This is a genomic window from Pseudooceanicola algae, from assembly GCF_003590145.2.
In the GTDB taxonomy this organism is placed as follows: domain Bacteria; phylum Pseudomonadota; class Alphaproteobacteria; order Rhodobacterales; family Rhodobacteraceae; genus Pseudooceanicola; species Pseudooceanicola algae.
On the sequence record NZ_CP060436.1, the window covers coordinates 2,012,601 to 2,027,335 of the forward strand.

General features: G+C 65.7%; 11 protein-coding genes. 7 read left to right on the top strand and 4 right to left on the bottom strand.

Annotated elements, in window-relative coordinates; translation table 11 throughout:
* Genes hisG through hisS form a run of 3 tightly spaced genes read right to left on the bottom strand, consistent with a single transcriptional unit; the run spans position 1 to position 3,322 of the window.
* Positions 1–696 carry an ATP phosphoribosyltransferase gene (gene hisG, locus PSAL_RS09330; RefSeq protein WP_119838137.1) on the bottom strand — a complete coding sequence of 232 codons (696 nt, stop codon included), beginning with the start codon at positions 694–696 and terminating at the stop codon, positions 1–3.
* Positions 693–1,802, bottom strand: a complete 1,110-nt coding sequence (locus tag PSAL_RS09335; protein WP_119838138.1) for an ATP phosphoribosyltransferase regulatory subunit — start codon at positions 1,800–1,802, stop codon at positions 693–695. The genes hisG and PSAL_RS09335 overlap by 4 nt, the downstream gene beginning before the upstream one ends.
* Positions 1,802–3,322, bottom strand: coding sequence for a histidine--tRNA ligase (gene hisS / locus PSAL_RS09340; RefSeq protein WP_119838139.1), 1,521 nt, complete (start codon positions 3,320–3,322; stop codon positions 1,802–1,804). Before hisS ends, PSAL_RS09335 begins: the two co-directional genes overlap by 1 nt.
* 217 nt (positions 3,323–3,539) lie before the next feature.
* Here hisS and PSAL_RS09345 point away from each other — a divergent pair, with 217 nt between their 5' ends.
* Entirely contained in the window at positions 3,540–3,734 is a 195-nt protein-coding gene (locus PSAL_RS09345; RefSeq protein ID WP_119838140.1) for a SlyX family protein, read from the top strand.
* A 56-nt stretch (positions 3,735–3,790) separates the two neighbouring features.
* Here the strand turns inward: PSAL_RS09345 and dnaE are convergent, their stop codons facing one another.
* Positions 3,791–7,297 carry a DNA polymerase III subunit alpha gene (gene dnaE / locus PSAL_RS09350; protein ID WP_119838141.1) on the bottom strand — a complete coding sequence of 1,169 codons (3,507 nt, stop codon included), beginning with the start codon at positions 7,295–7,297 and terminating at the stop codon, positions 3,791–3,793.
* A 174-nt stretch (positions 7,298–7,471) separates the two neighbouring features.
* Here dnaE and PSAL_RS09355 point away from each other — a divergent pair, with 174 nt between their 5' ends.
* The 6 genes from PSAL_RS09355 (at position 7,472) to PSAL_RS09380 (ending at position 14,719) form a co-directional block, all read left to right on the top strand.
* Positions 7,472–7,870, top strand: coding sequence for an ArsR/SmtB family transcription factor (locus PSAL_RS09355; protein WP_196222716.1), 399 nt, complete (start codon positions 7,472–7,474; stop codon positions 7,868–7,870).
* On the top strand, positions 7,867–8,331 hold the full coding sequence (locus PSAL_RS09360) for an SRPBCC family protein (RefSeq protein ID WP_119838142.1): 465 nt from the start codon (positions 7,867–7,869) through the stop codon (positions 8,329–8,331). Before PSAL_RS09355 ends, PSAL_RS09360 begins: the two co-directional genes overlap by 4 nt.
* A 152-nt stretch (positions 8,332–8,483) precedes the next feature.
* The gene (xdhA, locus tag PSAL_RS09365; RefSeq protein WP_119838191.1) at positions 8,484–9,851 is read left to right on the top strand and encodes a xanthine dehydrogenase small subunit; all 1,368 of its coding nucleotides are present in this window, start codon (positions 8,484–8,486) and stop codon (positions 9,849–9,851) included.
* Positions 9,848–12,274 carry a xanthine dehydrogenase molybdopterin binding subunit gene (xdhB, locus tag PSAL_RS09370; protein ID WP_119838143.1) on the top strand — a complete coding sequence of 809 codons (2,427 nt, stop codon included), beginning with the start codon at positions 9,848–9,850 and terminating at the stop codon, positions 12,272–12,274. The genes xdhA and xdhB overlap by 4 nt, the downstream gene beginning before the upstream one ends.
* Positions 12,216–13,202 (top strand): xanthine dehydrogenase accessory protein XdhC, encoded by a 987-nt coding sequence (xdhC, locus tag PSAL_RS09375; protein ID WP_119838144.1) that lies wholly within the window; start codon positions 12,216–12,218, stop codon positions 13,200–13,202. Before xdhB ends, xdhC begins: the two co-directional genes overlap by 59 nt.
* Complete coding sequence (locus tag PSAL_RS09380) at positions 13,199–14,719, top strand: ABC transporter ATP-binding protein (protein WP_119838145.1); 1,521 nt, start codon at positions 13,199–13,201, stop codon at positions 14,717–14,719. The genes xdhC and PSAL_RS09380 overlap by 4 nt, the downstream gene beginning before the upstream one ends.
* The last annotated feature ends 16 nt before the right edge of the window (positions 14,720–14,735 follow it).

Consider the following 14,735-nt stretch of genomic DNA (forward strand, 5'->3'; position numbering starts at 1 on the left):
TCAGTCGAGACCGAGCTTGCGGATCAGCAAGCTCAGAGTCTGGCGATCGGTATCCGACATCTCGGCTGTGCGGGCGCGGAACAGGGTCGCCTGGCTTTTCAGCATCAGACCGTCGCGCAGGATCTTCAGGTGGTTGGCCTTCAGCGTTTCCCCGGTCGAGGTGATATCGGCTATTGCCTCGGCGGTGCCGTTCTTCACCGTGCCTTCGGTCGCGCCCTGACTGTCGACCAGCTGGTAATCGGCCACGTCCTTTTCCCGCAGGAATTCCCGCACCAGACGGTGATATTTTGTCGCAATCCGCAGGCGGAACCCGTGTCGCGCCCGAAAGGCCGCCGCCGCCGCGTCGAGATCATCGAGCCCGTCCACATCGACCCAGGCCGCCGGAACCGCAAGGATCAGGTCCGCGAAACCGAAACCGAGTTCGGCCAGAGTTTCGACCCGCTGTTCCCATTGCCCCAGCTTTTCCCGCACGAGGTCCGTGCCCGTGACGCCCAGATGAATGCGGCCGGCATTCAGTTCGCGCGGGATCTCTCCGGCGCTCAGAAGCACCAGTTCGACGCCCTCGATCCCTTCGACCTTGCCGGCGTATTCACGCTCCGACCCGGTGCGGCTAAGACCGACACCATGCTGGCCAAACCAATCGAAGGTTTTTTCCATCAAACGGCCCTTGGAGGGCACACCCAGCTTGATGCTCATGCCCAGCCTCCCAACTCGATCACCATGCCCGGGCGGATCACGCCGCCGACGGCAGGGATGCCTTCGGGGCGGCCCTGGGTCGCACCGAGGACGCGGGTCAGCGCGTCATAGCGCCCCCCCGAGGCCACCGCCGGAAGATCGGGCCGGTTTTCGACCACGAAGCCGAAGACGAAACCGTCGTAGTATTCCATATGCGTGCGCCCGTAGGTGGCTTCGAATTCCAGCGCCCAGGTGTTGACGCCCCGCGTGGCCAGCGCCTCGTTCCGGGCGGCAAGGCGTTCGACGGCGAGGTTGATTGCGGGCAAATCCACCGCGATGTCGCGCAGCCGCTCCAGCGCATTGGGCAGCGTCGCGCGGACCTGCAGGATGGCCTCGATCAATTGCACGTCGCGTTCGGGGATCAACGGTTCGGCCAGATCGGCGCGCAGCGCCTCGATCCGGGCCGAGACCTCTTCGCGGCTGCGCAGCCCGATTTCGGGGGCCGCACCGGCAAAGGGATCCGCAGCGTTCAGCAGCGCAAGCCGCGCCGGCGGCGCAGGCACCCGGCCCGCATAGCGATCAAGCAGCGCCTTGAACCGGGTCGGGCGCCAGATATGACGGCGCAGCGCAGCCTTGCGGACCTCGCTGGTGCGCAGCCCGTCGACAGCTGCCATCAGTATGCCGATATCGCCGGTCATCGCCTTCAGGTTCAGCGGCAGGACCGCGGACTGGATGCGGGCGAAGACCTCGGCATCGGCGCCGACAGGGTCGCTGCCATCGAAGATCTCGAACCCGACCTGGACGTATTCGTTGGCCCGGTCCTCATCTTCTTCCTGGCGGCGAAAGACCTCGCCCGAATAGGTATAGCGCGCTGGCTCTGCGGCTTCGGACATGTGCATCTGCACCACCGGAACAGTAAAGTCCGGGCGCAGCATCTGTTCGCCGCGCAGCGTGTCGCTGGTTGTATAGGCCCGCGCGCGCAGGTCTTCGCCATAAAGATCCAGCAGCGCGGCGGCCGAGACCAGCACCGGGGTTTCCACCGGCAGGGCGCCGGCGGCTTCGAACTGGCCACGCAGGGCGGCCGCACAGGCCTTGATCCGGGCCTTGTCGGGACTGCGATAGGCCATCAGTCCGCGCCTTGCCCCAAAGGAGCCTGCCCCGACGTGTCGTGGCTCGCAATGATCTCGCGGATCTTCGCGACCAGTTCGGACCTGGGGACTTCGTACTGCGAAGGGCGGTCCTTCCACTCTTCCAGCGTCGCGTTTTCGGCGATCTGCGCACCCAGCACCAGGTCCTTGACCTGGACCACGCCATTGGCCTTTTCCTCGGCCCCTTCGATCACGGCCACCGGGCTGCCGCGCTTGTCGGCGTATTTCAACTGGTTGCCGAAGTTCTTCGGATTGCCCAGGTAGACCTCGGCGCGGATGCCGGCCTGACGCAGGTCGGACACGATGGCCTGATAGTCGGCCATGCGGTCGCGATCCATCACGGTCACGACCACCGGCCCTTCGGCCTTGCCACCCAGCCGTCCCTTGGCGTGCAGCGCCGCCAGCAGGCGGTCGACACCGATGGAGACCCCGGTTGCCGGCACTTCCTGCCCGGTAAAGCGTTTGACCAGCCCGTCGTAACGTCCGCCGCCCGCAACCGAGCCGAACTGCCGCTTGCGGCCCTTTTCGTCCAGGATTTCGAAGGTCAACTCGGCCTCGAAGACCGGGCCGGTGTAATAGCCCAAGCCGCGCACGACCGAGGGGTCGATGACGATGCGGTCCGGGCCATAGCCCTGAGCCAGCAGCAGCGACGAAATCGTTTCCAGCTCATCGACGCCTTCTGCACCGATCTCGGACCCGCCCACGGCGGCGCGCAGGTTGGCCAGCGTCTCGGCCGCATCCGCGCCTTGGGAGGTCAGGAAGGCGATCACCGGCTCTGCCTGCGCCTCCTCCAGGCCCACACCGTCGATATAGGCGCCCGAGGCGTCCAGCCGCCCCTTGCCCAGAAGCTGGCGCACGCCCGCTTCGCCAACCTTGTCGAACTTGTCGATGGTGCGCAGGACATCGGCCTGCTGGGTTTCGTCCGCGACACCCATCGCCTCGAGCACGCCATTGAGCACCTTGCGATTATTGACCCGGATCAGGTAATCGCCGCGCGGAATGCCGACCACCTCGAGGCAATCGGACAGCATGGCGCAGATTTCCGCGTCCGCCGCCACCGAAGGCGCGCCGGCCGTATCCGCATCGCATTGATAGAACTGGCGAAACCGCCCCGGTCCGGGCTTTTCGTTGCGCCAGACCGGGCCCATGGCATAGCGCCGGTAGGGAGTCGGCAGGTCGTTGCGGTGCTGGGCATAGACGCGGGCCAGCGGCGCCGTCAGGTCATAGCGCAGGGCCAGCCAGTCGCCCTTGCCCTCTTCCTCGCCGTCCTGCCAGCCAAAGACCCCGGCATTGGGGCGATCCACATCCGGAAGGAACTTGCCAAGCGCCTCGACCGTCTCGACCGCGCTGCTTTCCAGCGCGTCAAAGCCGTAGCGATGGTAGACGGCGGCGATCTTCGACAACATCTCCGTCCGTTCCGTCACCTCTGCGCCGAAGTAGTCGCGGAACCCCTTGGGGGTCTCCGCCTTCGGGCGAGGCGCTTTCTTTACCTTGGCCATCGCTTCATCCTTGCCATTTGGATTGCGACCGGGGCATAGCCCATGGGGCCCGAGGGGGCAAGCGCGGCAACGGGCCGATGCCGCCGACCACCGCCCCCGGGGATCGGCGCAGACAATCGGCGGTGCCCCGCCTTCCCTGGTGCCGAGCGGCCGAAACGACACAGATGGCCGGGTCCGGAACCGGATCAGGGCGACCGAACCCCAGACGGAGGCGGTGATGCAGGAATACGAAGAACGGATTGCCCATCTGACGCGGGCCGTCGATGACCTGTCCGAAGCGGTGGCGCGTCAGCAGGGCGAGATCATGATGCTGACCCGCCGGGTCCAGATGCTGATGGAACGCGAAGCCGCGCGCGAGGCCGAAGGCGGCGATGGCATTTACCTTGGTGACGACCAGCCGCCGCATTACTGATCCCGGCCTCGGAGCCGCGCCCGGCTCAGGCCCGATACAGGCCCGGCACGGCCGCTTCAGATTTCTTCGACCGCCAGGATACCGGGCAGACTTTTCAGCGCGCCCTTGATTTCCGGCGTGACAGGGTAGCCTTCGTTCGCCTTCATCTCGACCTCGCCCCCGCCGGGCAGCGAGGCATTGACCAGGCAGAAATGGATCGGCCCCTTCTGCACACCGCGGACGGTGTCGTTGGCGCGTTTCAACACTTCTTGCACGGCGCTGACCCCGTCGGTTTCCGACAGGAAGATCTTCAGCCCGATGGCACCCGCATCCGCGACAACCCCGTCCATCGGCACGATGCCACGCGCCAGCAGGCGCAACTGGTCGCTTTCCATCGTCGCCTCGACCGTCAGCACCACCTTTTCGCCGTTTTCCAGGAAGTCGCGGCACTGGTCGAGCGTGTCCGAAAAGATCGTGACCTCGTAGGCGCCGGTGGGATCGGACAATTGCGCAAAGGCGAAACGGTTGCCGCGCGCCGACTTGCGCTCCTGCTTGCCGGTGACGATGCCCGACAGCTTGGCGACCAGCGCGCCGCCCTCGGCCAGCTTGGCGACCTCGTCCAGGGTCTTCACCTGCTTGCGGCGCAGCGCGCCCATGTAGTCGTCCAGCGGGTGGCCCGACAGGTAGAAACCGATCGCCTTGAATTCCTCGGCCAGGCGTTCGGCGGGCAGCCAGTCGTTCACCGGGCTCAGCCGCGGTTCGGGCAGGTCGTCGCCCGCCTCGCCGAACAGGCTGACCTGGTTTGAGTTCTTCTGCTCCCAGATCGCCGCCGAATAGGCGACCAGCGCATCGAGGCTGTCAAAGACCCGACGGCGGTTGCGGTCGAGTTCATCAAAGGCCCCTGCCCGGGCCAGCATCTCGAGCGGGCGCTTGCCGACCTTCTTCAGCTCGACCCGGCGCGCGACATCGTAAAGCGTCGCGAAGGGTCGGCCATCGCGCCCCTCGACCACCAGCTTCATCGCCTCGACGCCGACGTTCTTCAGCGCCCCGAGCGCATAGACCAGCGCCCCGTCGCGCACCTTGAAGGTCGCATCCGAACGGTTCACGCAGGGCGGCGTATAGGGCAGGTCCAGCGCCTTCTTCACTTCCTGGAAATAGATGCCCAGCTTGTCCGTCAGGTGGATATCGCAGTTCATCACGCCGGCCATGAATTCGACCGGGTGGTTCGCCTTCAGCCAGGCGGTCTGGTAGCTGACCACCGCATAGGCCGCCGCGTGGGACTTGTTGAAACCGTAGTTGGCGAATTTCTCCAGAAGGTCGAAGACCTCGGTCGCCTTCTTCTTGTCGACGCCATTGGCCGCCGCACCCTTCTCGAATTTCGGGCGTTCGGCGTCCATCGCCTCCTTGATCTTCTTGCCCATGGCGCGACGCAACAGGTCGGCGCCGCCAAGCGAATAGCCCCCCATGACCTGGGCAATCTGCATCACCTGTTCCTGGTAGACGATGATGCCCTGGGTTTCCTCCAGGATGTGGTCGATGGTGGGGTGAACCGAGGTGATCTCGCGCTTGCCGTTCTTGACCTCGCAATAGACCGGGATGTTTTCCATCGGGCCGGGCCGGTAAAGCGCCACAAGCGCCACGATATCCTCGATGCAGGTGGGCTTCATCTGCTTCAGCGCATCCATCATGCCGGTGGATTCCACCTGGAACACGGCGACGGTCTTGGCGCGGGCGTAAAGGTCGTAGGTCTTTTCATCCTCCAGCGGGATGAGGTTGATCTGGTTCTCCGCCCCCGGCGCGGGTTCGTAAAGCTGGGTACCGTCTGCGGCGACATGCAGCGGGCGCCCGCTTGCGTGGATCTGTTCGATCGCGTTCTGGATCACGGTCAGGGTCTTCAGGCCAAGGAAGTCGAACTTCACCAGACCGGCCTGTTCGACCCATTTCATGTTGAACTGCGTCGCCGGCATGTCGGATCGCGGATCCTGGTAAAGCGGCACCAGGTGGTCCAGAGGGCGGTCCCCGATCACCACCCCGGCCGCGTGGGTCGAGGCGTTGCGCAACAGCCCCTCGACCTGCATGCCGTACTTCAGCAGCCGGTCGACGACCTCTTCGTTGCGGGCCTCTTCGGCCAGGCGCGGTTCGTCCAGCAGGGCCTTTTCGATGGAAACGGGTTTCACGCCCTCCACCGGGATCAACTTGGACAGCCGGTCGACCTGGCCGTAGGGCATCTGCAACACGCGCCCGATGTCACGCACGGCGGCCTTGGACAGCAGCGCACCGAAGGTGATGATCTGACCGACCTTGTCGCGGCCGTACTTCTCCTGCACGTAGCGGATCACCTCTTCGCGGCGGTCCATGCAGAAGTCGATGTCGAAGTCGGGCATCGAGACCCGTTCGGGGTTCAGGAACCGCTCGAACAGCAGGCTGTAGCGCAGCGGGTCAAGGTCGGTGATCGTCAGCGCATAGGCGACCAGCGAGCCCGCACCCGACCCCCGCCCCGGCCCGACGGGAATGTCGTGATCCTTGGCCCATTGGATGAAATCCGCAACGATCAGGAAGTAGCCGGGAAAGCCCATGCCCTCGATGATGCCCAGTTCGAAATCGAGGCGTTTCTGATAGTCCTCGACCGAAACCGCATGGGGGATCACGGCCAGGCGCTTTTGCAGGCCCTCGTTGGCCATGCGGCGCAATTCAGCCACCTCGTCATCGGCAAACTTCGGCAGGATCGGGTCGCGGCGATAGGCCATGAAGGCGCAGCGTCTGGCGATCTCGACCGTGTTCTCGATGGCTTCGGGCAGATCGGCGAACAGGGTCGCCATTTCCTGCGGACTCTTGAAATAATGCTGCGCGGTCAAGCGGCGGCGCGGCTGCTGCTGGTCGACATAGGCGCCATCCGCGATGCAGATCAGCGCATCATGGGCCTCGTACATCGCGGGTTTGGGGAAATAGACATCGTTGGTCGCCACCAGCGGCAGATCCATCGCATAGGCCATTTCGACGAAACCGCGTTCGGTCTGGCGTTCCGCCAGCGGCAACCCGTCTTCTTCGGGGTGGCGCTGCAATTCGACATAAAGCCGATCCGGGAAGGCGGCGGCAAGGCGGCTCATAAGCGCCTGCGCCTCGGGGCGGTTGCCGTTCTGCAGCAATTGCCCCACCGGGCCCAGCGCCCCGCCCGACAGGCAGATCAGCCCGCCCGCGTGGGCTTCAAGCTCTTCCAGCGTGACATGGGGCAGCTCTCCGCGATGCGCGATATAGAGGCAGGAGTTCAGCTTCATCAGGTTTTCGTAACCGGATTCGTCCTGGGCCAGCAGAACCACCGGCGCGGGGGGCCTGGGACGTTCGCCCGGCTCGGGGCGGTGCCATTGCAGATCGACCTGGCAGCCGATGATCGGCTGCACCCCGGCCCCGGCAAGGGTGACGGAAAACTCAAGGGCCGCGAACATGTTGTTCGTGTCGGTCATGGCAAGGGCCGGCATCCCGGAGGCTTCGCAAAGCGCCGGCAGCTTCTTCAGCCGCAGGGCGCCTTCCAGCAGGGAATATTCGGTATGGGTGCGGAGGTGGATGAATCGGGGGGCGCTGCTCATCGCGCGACCCTATGCCCGGCCCGGCAGCGCGGCAAGATCGCAGACCGGCGTTTTCGGCGCGCCCTTGTGGCGGGCCAGGGTCACCGTTAACTCAACCCCTTGAAAACAAGTATGCCTACCTTTCGGGCTAAGTTTTCCTTGCGGCATGTCCGCGCCGGGGGCAAGGTCGGTCGCATGGCCAATCTCGACCTGACCTTACTCTTGTCCGCGCTTTCCGATCCGACCCGCCGGGCGGTGGTTGAACGGCTGACCCACGGGCCGGCAGCGATCAAGGAACTGGCCGCCCCGTTCGACATGGCCCTGCCGTCATTTCTGAAGCATATCGATGCGCTGGAACGCGCCGGGCTGCTGACCAGCTGGAAGGAAGGGCGGCAAAGGTTCTGCCGTCTGAACCGCCTGTCGCTGGATCCGGTCAGCGACTGGCTGGCCGATCAGCAGGGCCGTGTACGTCCCTATGACCGGGAAGGCATGGAAATGCCGGAAGGCGACAGCCCGGCCCCGGATGCCGATTCCGCCCACGATGCAAACCCGCCCCCCCCGAACCGCCGCAACCCAAGGAGGGCCCTGCCATGACTTCGGATCTCGACCTCACGCTGACCCGCATCATCCCGGCCCCGCCGCTGACGGTCTGGCGCTGTTGGATCGAAGCCCCTTTGTTGATGAAATGGTTCACCCCGGCCCCGGTGCGGACCCTGGCGGCGGATGTCGATCCGCGCCCCGGCGGGCGGTTCCACACCCGGATGGGCCTGCCCGACGGCACCGAGGTGGATTCCGAAGGCTGCATCCTGACTGCCGAACCGGGCCGCAGCCTGATCTTCACCGATACCATGTCGCAGGATTACCGCCCCAATACCCAGCCCTTCATGTCCGCGCGCCTGTCCTTCCGCCCCGCCCCCGGCGGCACCATCTACGAAGCGCTGATCCTGCATGCCGATGCCGAAACCCGGCAGCGGCACGAGGAGATGGGCTTTCATGAAGGCTGGAGCCAGGCCACGGACCAGTTGAGCGACCTGGCAGCATCGCTTAACAATTAGGCCATTTCCCGGCGTCAGATCAAAAATTCGCCACATCAGACCTTGCAAGGACAGGGTTGCATGTCTTTGATGGGTCGAACTGTTTCGCCGCCCCCCTTCCGCCGCATCGGGGGGGCCTTGCTGGCTGGGGTAACGCGGTGGATGATATCTGCATGACACTCTCCTTTCACCTGAACGGAGACCGGGTGGACCTTCGGGACGTTCCGCCCACGACAACGCTTCTGGACTGGCTACGGATCGATCGGGGGCTGACCGGGACAAAGGAAGGCTGCAACGAAGGCGATTGCGGCGCCTGCACGGTGATGGTCACCGGCGAGGACGGGCCGAAGGCGCTGAACGCCTGCATCCTGTTCCTGCCGCAACTTCAGGGCAAATCCGTGACCACCGTCGAAGGGCTGACACCGGCCGAGGGCGGCCTGCATCCCGTCCAGCAGGCCATGGTCGACGAACATGGTTCGCAATGCGGGTTCTGTACCCCCGGTTTCGTCATGTCGATGGCCACGGCGCAGATCACCGGCGAAGCCGATCACGACCTGACGCTGGCGGGCAACCTGTGCCGCTGCACGGGCTATGCCCCGATCATCCGCGCCGCGGACAAGGCCGTGACGGCGCCGGTGCCCGCCCATCTGCCCGCCACCTTCCGCATGCCGGTCGAGCCCGAGGGCACGGCGTTCCAGCCCGAAACCGCAGACGATCTGGCAGCCTGGTACGCCATGCACCCGCAGGCGACGCTGGTCGCCGGGGCCACCGACCTTGGCCTGCATGTCACCAAGGCCATGCGGGACCTGGGCGAGGTCGCCTTCCTGAACCGCTGCGCCGATCTGAAAGGGATCGAGGTCACCGAGACCGAGATCCGCATCGGTGCCATGGTCACCTTTTCCGAGCTTCTGCCGGTCATCACGCCCATCCACCCCGGTTTCGCGACCATGCTGAAACGCTTTGCCTCCGTTCAGGTGCGCAATGCCGCGACCGTGGGTGGAAATATCGCCAATGGTTCGCCCATCGGGGACAGCCCGCCGGCCTTCATCGCGCTTGGCGCGCAGGTGCATCTGCGCAAGGGCGAGGAAAGGCGCAGCCTGCTGGTCGAGGAGTTCTTCCTTGAATACGGCAAGCAGGACCGGGCGCCCGGCGAATTCGTCGAGGCGATCAGCATTCCGCGCCAGCCCGACCGGCTGGCCTGCTACAAGCTGTCCAAACGCGCCGATCAGGATATCTCGGCCGTCTGCGGCTGCTTCAACATTACGGTCGAGGACGGCGTGGTCACCGACGCGAAAATCGCCTTTGGCGGCATGGCGGGCGTGCCCAAGCGCGCGACGGCGGTCGAGGCCGCCATCACCGGCCAGCTCTGGAACGAGACGATCCTTGCCACCGCCGCCCCCGCCTGGGCGCAGGATTTCCAGCCGCTCAGCGACATGCGGGCTTCGGCGGACTACCGGCTGACCTCGGCGGCCAACATGCTGGAACGCTACCTGCTGACCGACATGGGACAGATGACGACCCTTGCGGAGGTTTCGGCATGAACGATCAGGTTCGCAAACCCCTGCCCCATGACGCCGCCCCCCTGCATGTGACGGGCGAGGCGCGCTATGTCGACGACATCCCGATGCCGGCGAATTGCCTGCACCTGGCCTTCGGCACCTCGCCCGTGGCGCGGGGCGTGCTGAAATCCATCGACCTCGCCCCGGTGCGCGCCGCGCCGGGTGTCGTCCGGGTGATGCTGGCCGAGGATCTGCCCTTTGCCAACGACACTGCCTCGGCCCCGGTGCATGACGAGCCCCTGCTGTCGACCGGCAGCCTGAATTTCGTCGGTCAGCCGGTCTTTGTCGTAGCCGCCACCAGCCACCACGCGGCGCGCTTCGCGGCCCGGCAGGCGGTGATGGAGATCGAGGAAGAGACCCCGATCCTGACCGTGGACGCGGCGCTGGCCGCCGAAAGCTATATCGAACATCCGCCGCTGACCTGGACCAAGGGCGATGCGAGCGCCGCGATTGCCGCGGCGCCGCTGCGCCTTGAGGGGCGCTGCGAGATGGGCGGGCAGGAGCATTTCTACCTGGAAGGCCAGGCCGCGCTGGCCCTGCCGCAGGAGGGGGGCGACATGATCGTCAATTCCTCGACCCAGCATCCAACCGAGATCCAGCACAAGGTGGCCGAGGCGCTTGGCCTGCCGATGAATGCCGTGCGGGTCGAAAGCCGCCGTATGGGCGGCGGGTTCGGTGGCAAGGAAAGCCAGGGCAATGGCCTGGCGGTGGCCTGCGCGGTGATGGCGCGGGCGACCGGACGTCCCTGCAAGATGCGCTATGATCGCGACGACGACATGCAGATCACCGGCAAGCGACACGATTTCCGCATCGATTACGAGGTCGGCTACGACGAGACGGGGCGCATCCTGGGTGTGGATTTCCGTCAGTACACCCGCTGCGGCTGGTCACAGGATCTGAGCCTTGCGGTGGCAGACCGGGCGATGCTGCATGCGGATAACGCCTATTTGCTGGAAAACGTGCGGATCGAAAGCCATCGCCTGCGGACCAACATGTGTTCGGCCACTGCCTATCGCGGGTTCGGCGGGCCGCAGGGGGTCGTGGGGATCGAGCGGGTGCTGGATCATCTGGCCCATGCCCTCGGGATGGATCCGGTGGCGGTGCGGCAGGTGAATTACTATGCCGATTACACGCCGGAGAGCGCAATTGGGGGCGCTGCCCCCGCGCCTGCGGCGCCCCCCCGGGATATTGTCGACAGGGAAACGGATCTGACGTCTCGCGGCGCGGTCGGCGCCTTGTCCGAGGGCGCGGCCGTGGCGCCACCGCCGGGGGCGCAGACAACGCCCTATGGGATGCCGATCGAGGATTTCTGTCTTGGGCGGCTGACGGAGGCCCTGCTGGAGAGCAGCGAATACGCCGCGCGCAAGAGGGCGATTGCGGAATGGAACGAAGCCAACCCGGTCCTGAAGCGCGGTCTTGGGTTTTCGCCGGTGAAGTTCGGGATTTCCTTCACACTGAGCCATCTCAACCAGGCCGGGGCATTGGTGCATGTCTATCAGGATGGCTCGGTCCATCTGAACCATGGCGGGACCGAGATGGGACAGGGTCTGTTCCAGAAGGTCGCTCAGGTCGCCGCAAGCCGGTTCGGTATTTCGATGGAGATGGTGAAGATCACCGCCACGGATACCGCCAAGGTGCCCAATACTTCGGCCACGGCGGCCTCGAGCGGGTCGGATCTGAACGGCATGGCCGTGAAGGCCGCCTGCGACACCCTGCGCGACCGGATCGCGGGCGTGGTGGCCGAGTTGCACCAGGTGCGTGTTGAAGAGGTCGTTTTTCAGGGTGGTGAGGTTCTGGCGGGTGGCAATGCCCTGAGCTTTGCCGAGGCGGCGCAGCTGACCTATCAGGCGCAGGTCAGCCTGAGCGCCACGGGGCATTACCGCACCCCGGATCTGAGCTGGGACCGGATGAAGGGGGCGGGCAAGCCGTTCTTCTATTTCGCCCATGGCGCGGCCCTGACCGAGGTGGTCGTTGACCGGCTGACCGGCGAATACCGCATCCTGCGCGCTGATATGCTGCATGAAGCGGGCGAAAGCCTGAACCCCGCGCTGGATCTCGGTCAGGTCGAGGGCGCCTATGTGCAGGGCGCCGGCTGGCTGACCACCGAGGAGCTGGTCTGGGACGGCAAGGGCCGGCTGCGCACCCATGCGCCTTCGACCTACAAGATCCCGGCCGTGTCGGACCGACCGAAGATCTTCAACGTCGCCCTGTGGGACGAACCGAACCCGGCCGCGACGATCTATCGGTCGAAAGCGGTGGGGGAGCCGCCCTTCATGCTGGGGATCTCGGCCTGGCTGGCGTTGTCGGATGCGGTCGCGGCCTTTGGGACCGCCTATCCGGTGCTGGATGCGCCGGCGACGCCCGAGCGCGTGTTGGCTGCGATCAATCGGGTGCGCGGTGTTTGACCGCGATGCCCTGGCCGATGCGCTGACCCGCGCGCCGCGCGTGGTGCGGGTGGTCGTCGCCTCGGCTCGTGGATCGGTGCCACGCGGGGCGGGGACGGCGATGATCGTCGGCCCCGATTTCCTGATCGGCACCATTGGTGGCGGCACGCTGGAACACGAGGCCATGGGGCGGGCGCGTGGCCTTGTCACCGATCTGCTGGAAAAGCGCGCGCTTGGCCCGGACCTTGGCCAGTGCTGTGGCGGGGCGGTGAGCCTGCTGTACGAAATCTACGATGCCGCGCGGCTGGCGACCCTGCCCGAGACGGTGATCGCGCGGCCCCTGCCCGGGGGCAGCGACGCGATGCCCTTTGCGGTCAAGCGGGTGTTGGCGGGCGCACGCGGCGCGGGTGATCTGCCGCACCCCGGGATCATCGCGGGCTGGATGGTCGAATCTGTTCTGCGCCCGACGCGCCAGATCTGGGTCTGGGGCGCGGGCCACGTTGGTCGGGCTGTGGTTTCCGTACTGGCGCCCCTGCCCGGCTTCGCCCTGACCTGGGTTGATACGGGGGCGGAGCGGTTTCCGGCGTCTGTCCCGGCTGGTGTCACCGCCCTGCCCGCCGCCGATCCGGTGGTGCTGGCGCAGCATGCGCCACCGCAGGCAGAGCATCTGATCCTGACCTATAGCCATAGCCTTGACCTTGCGCTGTGCGATGCGCTGCTGACACGCGGCTTTTCGGCCTGCGGGCTGATCGGCTCGGCCAGCAAATGGGTGCGGTTTCAGCGCCGGTTGCGGGACCTCGGCCATGCCCCTGCCCGGATAGCGCGCATTTCCTGCCCGATCGGCGATCCGTCCATCGGCAAACATCCGCAAGAGATTGCCGTAAGCGTCGCGGCAGAGATACTTGGACGACAGGCGCATCAAGACGCCATCAGGGAACGGGAAGCGTGACGCGAAGTCTTCTTTCAATCAGGGGCCTGACCAAGGCCTATCCGGGGGTCGTCGCCAACGACGATGTCTCCTTCGAGATCCAGCCGGGCGAGGTACACGCGTTGCTGGGGGAAAATGGCGCTGGCAAGTCCACGCTGGTCAAGATGATCTATGGGCTGGTGAAACCCGATCAGGGCGAGATGGTCCTGGGCGGCACGGTCTACAGCCCCGGCGAACCGCAGGAAGCGCGGGCGCGGGGCGTGGCCATGGTGTTTCAGCATTTCAGCCTGTTCAACGCGCTGAACGTGGCCGAGAATGTCGCGCTTGGCATGGCCGAACCGCCCGGGACGCGGGAGCTGGCGGAAAGGATCCGCACCGTTTCGGAACAATACGGGCTGCCGCTGGATCCGTGGAAGCTGGTCGGTGATCTGTCAGCCGGAGAACGCCAGCGGGTCGAGATCATCCGCTGCCTTCTGCAGGATCCCAAGCTGCTGATCATGGACGAGCCGACCAGCGTTCTGACCCCGCAGGAAGTCGAGATCCTGTTTGCCACCCTGCGCAAGCTGAAGGCCGAGGGGACCTCGATCCTGTACATCTCGCACAAGCTCGAGGAAATCCGCACGTTGTGTGACGAGGCGACGATCCTGCGGCTGGGCCGCAAGGTGGCGACCTGCACACCGCGCGAAGTGACGGCGGCGCAGATGGCCGAACTGATGGTGGGCTCCGAATTGCACCGCCCCGAACGCGCGGCAACCACGGTGCCCGGTGAGGTACGGCTGGCGCTGAATGGGCTGTCGGTCGCCTCTCCGGGCCAATTCGGCACCGCATTGAAAGATGTTACCCTGACGGTGCGCGCCGGTGAGGTCCTGGGCCTTGCCGGGGTTGCAGGCAACGGGCAGGACGAACTGCTGGCCGCCCTGTCGGGCGAGATCATCGCGAAACCCGGCATGGTCGTGCTGGACGGGCGGGAAATTGGCAACAAGGGGCCGGGGCAGCGCCGCCGTCTGGGATTGCTGACCGCGCCCGAGGAACGGCTGGGACATGCGGCCGCCCCGGACATGAGCCTGACGGAAAATGCCCTGCTGACCGGGGCCGAACGCGAAGGGCTGATGTCCAACGGGTTCCTCAACTGGCCCAAGGCGCGGGATTTCGCGGCGCGGATCATCGAGCGGTTCGATGTGCGCACACCGGGCACCGAAACCGCCGCGCGGGCCCTTTCGGGGGGGAACCTGCAGAAATTCGTCATTGGCCGGGAAGTCATGCAGCGCCCGGACGTCCTGGTGGTGAACCAGCCGACCTGGGGTGTGGATGCCGCCGCAGCGGCGACGATCCGGCAGGCATTGCTGGACCTCGCCGCTGGTGGCGCCGCCGTGGTGGTGATCAGTCAGGATCTGGACGAACTGATGGAGGTCTCGGACAACTTCGGCGCGCTCAACGAGGGCCGTCTGTCCGAGATCCTGCCGGCGGCGGGTCTGACAATGGAGAAGATCGGGCTGATGATGGGCGGGGCCCACGGAATGGAGGTGGCCCATGTCTGAATTTGATCGGGCCGTA

What these genes read in the sequence shown, in the direction of transcription:
- xdhB (WP_119838143.1), top strand. Translation starts at nt 9,848, where the DNA reads ATGAACGATCAGGTTCGCAAACCCCTGCCCCATGACGCCGCCCCCCTG.
- xdhC (WP_119838144.1), top strand. Translation starts at nt 12,216, where the DNA reads ATGCGCCGGCGACGCCCGAGCGCGTGTTGGCTGCGATCAATCGGGTGC.
- dnaE (WP_119838141.1), bottom strand. Translation starts at nt 7,297, where the DNA reads ATGAGCAGCGCCCCCCGATTCATCCACCTCCGCACCCATACCGAATAT.
- PSAL_RS09360 (WP_119838142.1), top strand. Translation starts at nt 7,867, where the DNA reads ATGACTTCGGATCTCGACCTCACGCTGACCCGCATCATCCCGGCCCCG.
- PSAL_RS09335 (WP_119838138.1), bottom strand. Translation starts at nt 1,802, where the DNA reads ATGGCCTATCGCAGTCCCGACAAGGCCCGGATCAAGGCCTGTGCGGCC.
- hisS (WP_119838139.1), bottom strand. Translation starts at nt 3,322, where the DNA reads ATGGCCAAGGTAAAGAAAGCGCCTCGCCCGAAGGCGGAGACCCCCAAG.
- hisG (WP_119838137.1), bottom strand. Translation starts at nt 696, where the DNA reads ATGAGCATCAAGCTGGGTGTGCCCTCCAAGGGCCGTTTGATGGAAAAA.
- xdhA (WP_119838191.1), top strand. Translation starts at nt 8,484, where the DNA reads ATGACACTCTCCTTTCACCTGAACGGAGACCGGGTGGACCTTCGGGAC.
- PSAL_RS09345 (WP_119838140.1), top strand. Translation starts at nt 3,540, where the DNA reads ATGCAGGAATACGAAGAACGGATTGCCCATCTGACGCGGGCCGTCGAT.
- PSAL_RS09355 (WP_196222716.1), top strand. Translation starts at nt 7,472, where the DNA reads ATGGCCAATCTCGACCTGACCTTACTCTTGTCCGCGCTTTCCGATCCG.